At 76.4% G+C, this 4,623-nt stretch carries 2 protein-coding genes; both read left to right on the forward strand.

Features of this window, described 5'->3' with window-relative positions:
- Positions 1–3,041: type I polyketide synthase (locus tag B0E53_RS33260; RefSeq protein ID WP_146167875.1), on the forward strand; the 3,041-nt coding region annotated here is incomplete at its 5' end.
- Positions 3,042–3,084: 43 nt separating this feature from the next.
- Positions 3,085–4,623 (forward strand): polyketide synthase (locus B0E53_RS33265; RefSeq protein ID WP_146167876.1); only part of this gene is annotated, 1,539 nt, incomplete at its 3' end.

Here is a 4,623-nt window from a genome sequence, read left to right on the forward strand (position 1 = left end):
CGGTCGCGGCGATCCTGGATGACACCGGCACGGCCGGGCACACCCTGGGCACGCTGCGCCGGGGTGAGGACGACCCGGCCCGCCTGCTGACCAGCCTCGCGACCGCCCACACCCTCGGCCTGCCCGTCGACCTGACCAAGGTCCTGGCGCCCACCCCGACCGTCGACCTGCCCACCTACCCGTTCGGGCGGGACCGGTACTGGCTGTCGCGGGGCGGCCCGAACCGGGCCGCGCTGCCGTCGGCCGGCCTCGACGCCGTGGACCACCCGCTGCTCAACGCCGTGGCCGACCTGCCCGGCGACGAGGGCCTGCTGTTCACCGGGCGAATCTCGTTGGCCACCCACCCGTGGCTGGCCGACCACGCCGTGCTCGGCACCGTTTTGCTGCCCGGCACCGCCCTGGTGGAACTGGCGTCCTGGAGCGGGCGGAGCGTGGACACCGCCCACGTCGCGGAACTGGTCCTGGAGGCGCCGCTGGTCGTCCCGCCCACCGGCGGCGTCGATCTGCGGGTCCGCGTCGGCCCGGCGGACGGCGACGGCTGCCGGCCGGTGTCCGTCCACTCCCACCCCGACGAGGACGGCGAACGGTCGGGGACGACCCGGCAGTGGCAGCGGCACGCCACCGGCCTGCTCGCCCCCACCCGGGCGGTGACCGTGGCCGCGGGCAGCGCCTGGCCGCCCGCCGACGCCGAGCCGATCGCGCTGGACACCCTCTACCCGCACCTCGCCGGTCAGGGCTACCACTACGGGCCCGTCTTCCAGGCGCTGCGCGCCGCCTGGCGCAGCGGCGGCGACATCCTGGCCGAGGTGGCCCTCGACGCCGACGCGGCCGCCGGCCCGTTCTCGGTGCACCCGGCGTTGCTGGACGCCGCCCTGCACGCCCTCGGCGCCAGCGTCCTCGGCCGCGCCGACTCCGCCACGGCGTCCCCCGGCGAGGCGCAGCCGGGACTGCCGTTCTCCTGGACGGGGGTCGCGATCCGGCCCACCCGGGCCCGCGAGCTGCGGGTCCGGCTGACCTCGACCGAGGGCTCGGTCGCGGCGACCGTCACCGACACCGGCGGCGTGCCGGTCGCCTCCCTCGACGCGCTCGTCCTGCGGCCGATCAGCTCCGACCAGCTCGACGCGGCCCGCCGCGCGGCCAACCGGTCGCTGCACCGGCTCGACTGGACCGCCCCCGAACCGGGTACCCAGCGCACCGCCCGGATCGCCGTGCTCGGCGACGCCGACGAGTGGCCGGGCGTCGAGGCGTACCGGGACCTGGACGGGCTGGTCGCGGCGGTGACCGGCGGGACGTCCCGGCCCGACGCGGTGGTCGCCACCTGCGTGGGGCAGCGCGCCGACGAGCCGGACCCGGCACGGGCCGCGCACCTGGTCAGCCACGAGACGCTGGCGCTGGCGCAGGACTGGCTCACCCGCGAGGCGCTGGCCGAGGCCCGGCTCGTCGTGGTCACCCGGGGCGCGGTCTGCGTCGACCCCGGCGAACAGCCCGCCGACCTGCCGGCCGCCACGGCGTGGGGGCTGGTCCGCTCCGCCCAGTCGGAGAACCCGGGCCGGTTCGTGCTGCTCGACCTCGACGACGACCCCCGCTCGGTCGTGGCGGTGCCGGCGGCGCTGGGCACCGGCGAGCCGCAGCTCGCCGTCCGCGCCGGCCAGCTCCGGGTGCCCCGGCTGGTCCGGCTCGGCCCGCCGCCGCAGGACCGGCCCGAGCCGAAGCTGTCCGCCGGCACCGTCCTGGTCACCGGGGCCACCGGCGCGCTCGGCCGGCTGGTCGCCCGCCACCTGGTCACCCGCCACGGGGTGCCCCGCCTGCTGCTGGTCAGCCGCAGCGGCCCCGACGCGCCCGGCGCGACGGACCTCGTCGACGAGCTGACCGCGCTCGGCGCCAGCGCGCAGGTCGTCGCCGCCGACGTCACCGACCGGGCCGCTCTCGCCGTGCTGCTCGACGAGATCCCCGCGGACCGGCCGCTGGTCGGCGTGGTGCACGCCGCCGGGATCCTCGACGACGGGGTGCTGCCGGCGCTCACCCCGGCCCGGTTCGACACCGTCCTCGGGCCGAAGGTGGACGCCGCCTGGCACCTGCACGAGCTGACCGAGAAACTGGACCTCGCCGCGTTCGTGCTCTTCTCCTCCGCGTCCGGGCTGTTCGGCGGTCCCGGCCAGGCCAACCACGCCGCCGCGAACGCCTTCCTCGACGGGCTCGCCCACCACCGCCGAGCGCGAGGGCTCACCGTCTGCTCCATGGCGTGGGGGCCGTGGGCCAACCCGGACGAGCCCGGCGGGCCGCAGGGCCACGTCGACGAGCGGCGGATGAGCCGGGCCGGCTTCCGTCCCCTCGGGCCGGACGAGGGCATGGAGCTGTACAGCGAGGCGCTGCGCCACGCCGAACCGATGATCGCGCCGGTGAGCCTGGACCATGCGGTGCTCGGCCGGCTCGGGCCGGCGCTGCCCCGGGTGCTGCACGGCCTGGTCCGCCCCGCCGGCACCGCCCCGGCCGAGAGCCCCGCCGGAGACACGGCGGCGGCGCTGCGCGACACCCTCGCCGCCACGCCCGAAGCGGAGCGCGACCGGGTGCTGTCCGACCTGGTCCGCACCCACGCGGCGGCGGTCCTCGGCTACCCCTCGATCCGGGACATCGACGAGGACAGGGGCTTCGTCGAGCTGGGTTTCGACTCGCTGACCGCCGTGGAGTTCCGCAACCGGCTCGCCGCCGCCACCGGACTGCGGCTGCCGTCCACCCTGATCTACGACCGGCCCACCACGGCGGCGATGGTCGCGCACCTGCGCGGCGCGCTGCTCGCCGAGCGGACCACCTCCGCGCTGTCCGTGCTCGGCGAGCTGAACAAGCTGGAGACCGCGATGCGGGCGATCGCCGCGGACGACGCCGACCGCGCCGCCGTCGCCGGCCGGCTGCGCGAGCTGCTCTCGCTCTGGACGTACGCCGACAGCGGTCCCGCCGACGCCGCCACGGGCGACGGCAACCTCAGCTCCGCCAGCGCCGAGGAGCTGTTCCACCTCCTCGACGACGAGCTCGGAACGGCCTGACCGCGGATGTCCCGGACCTCTGACCCCGATACGGAGTGGCCCGATGCCCACTGAGGAAGAGTTCCTCGACTACCTCCGGCGCGCCACGGCCGACCTGCGCGAGGCACGGCGGCGCGTGCGCGAGGTGGAGGCGAAGGACCGCGAGCCGATGGCCATCGTGGGCATGGCCTGCCGCTACCCGGGCGGCGTACGCGGCCCGGACGACCTGTGGCACCTGGTCGCCGAGGGCCGGGACGGGGTGGGGGACTTCCCGACCGACCGGGGCTGGGACCTGGAGCGGCTCTTCTCCGTCGACCCGGACAACCCGGGCACCTCGTACACCGACAAGGGCGGTTTCCTCTACGAGGCGACCGAGTTCGATCCGGGCTTCTTCGGCATCTCGCCCCGCGAGGCCCTCGCCATGGACCCGCAGCAGCGCCTGCTGCTGGAGAGCGCCTGGGAGGCGTTCGAGTCCGCCGGCCTCGCTCCGCAACGGCTGCGCGGCAGCCGGACCGGGGTGTTCGCCGGGGTGATGTACCACGACTACGCCTCCCGGGTGCTGGACCTGCCCGAGGGCGTGGAGGGCTACCTCGGCACCGGCAACTCCGGCAGCGTGGTGTCCGGCCGGGTGGCGTACACGTACGGGCTCGAAGGCCCGGCGGTCACCATCGACACGGCCTGCTCGTCGTCGCTGGTGGCCGTGCACCTGGCGGTGCAGGCGCTGCGCCAGCGCGACTGCGACCTGGCCCTGGCCGGTGGCGTGACCGTGATGGCCACCCCCGGGACGTTCATCGACTTCTCCCGGCAGCGGGGGCTCGCCGCGGACGGGCGGTGCAAGTCGTTCGCGGCCGCCGCCGACGGCACCGGCTGGGCGGAGGGCGTCGGGGTGCTGCTGCTGCAGCGGCTGTCCGACGCGCAGCGCGACGGCCGGCGGATCCACGCGGTGATCCGGGGCACCGCCGTCAACCAGGACGGCGCGAGCAGCGGCCTGACCACGCCGAACGGCCCGAGCCAGGAACGTGTGATCCGGCACGCCCTGGCCAACGCGCGGCTCGCCCCGTCCGACGTGGACGTGGTGGAGGCGCACGGGACGGGCACGACCCTCGGTGATCCGATCGAGGCGCAGGCGTTGCTGGCGACGTATGGGCAGGACCGGGCGGGTGGGGCGCCGTTGTGGTTGGGTTCGGTGAAGTCGAACCTGGGTCACACGCAGGCGGCGGCGGGGGCGGCCGGGATCATCAAGATGGTTCTGGCGATGCGGTACGGGGTGTTGCCGCGGACGTTGCACGTGGATGAGCCGTCGCCGCACATCGACTGGACGGCCGGGGCCGTCGAGCTGCTGACCGAGGCGCGGCCCTGGCCCGAGAGCGACCGGCCGCGCCGGGCCGCCGTGTCGTCGTTCGGCATCAGCGGCACCAACGCCCACGTCATCATCGAGCAGCCCCCGGCGGCCGAGGAGCCCGAACCGGCGGCACCGGCCGCCCAGCCGCCCCTGGCGCCGGTCCTGCTCTCCGCCCGCAGCCCGGAGTCCCTCGCCGCGCAGGCCCGCCGCTGGGCCGACCACGTGGCCGCCGCCGACACCGCCCGGCCGGTCGACCTCGCC

This window comes from Micromonospora sp. MH33, from assembly GCF_003013775.1.
GTDB lineage: Bacteria > Actinomycetota > Actinomycetes > Mycobacteriales > Micromonosporaceae > Micromonospora > Micromonospora fulviviridis.